The organism is Croceitalea sp. MTPC6, assembly GCF_036985525.1.
Taxonomy (GTDB): Bacteria; Bacteroidota; Bacteroidia; order Flavobacteriales; family Flavobacteriaceae; genus Croceitalea.
Genome location: NZ_BTGR01000045.1, coordinates 1 through 379, shown reverse-complemented (window position 1 = coordinate 379; position 379 = coordinate 1). Strand labels below are relative to the sequence as shown.

Below are 379 nucleotides of genomic sequence, written 5' to 3'. Positions count from 1 at the left end.
GGATTCCACATCACGTCCGCGCACATTTACACCCACGTAGGTTCTTCGGTTGGTATTGTCCCGACTTATCTGCATCGGACCTGGTTCGTATTCGATTGTGGCCAGTTCTTGAAGCGGAATCTGCGAGCCGTTAGGCAAATTGATGTACAGATTCCTAATGTCATTGATGTCAGTTCGGTTCTGCTCGTCGAGCCTAACGACCAAGTCAAAACGCTTTTCGCCTTCAAAAATCACACCTGCATATCCGCCCGCAAAAGCGGACTGCACCATTATATTCAGTAGGTCGATACTCACACCATACTGTGCCAGTTTGTTGCGATTGTATTTAATGGTCATTTGGGGCAATCCAGAAGTTGCTTCTGCCCTCATATCACCTATT

The 379-nt window shown here is 47.2% G+C and carries 1 protein-coding gene; it reads right to left on the bottom strand.

The genetic code is table 11. The annotated features are described in order from the left end of the window. Window positions 1-379 (bottom strand): efflux RND transporter permease subunit (locus AACP56_RS17975; protein WP_339339108.1); only part of this gene is annotated, 379 nt, incomplete at both ends.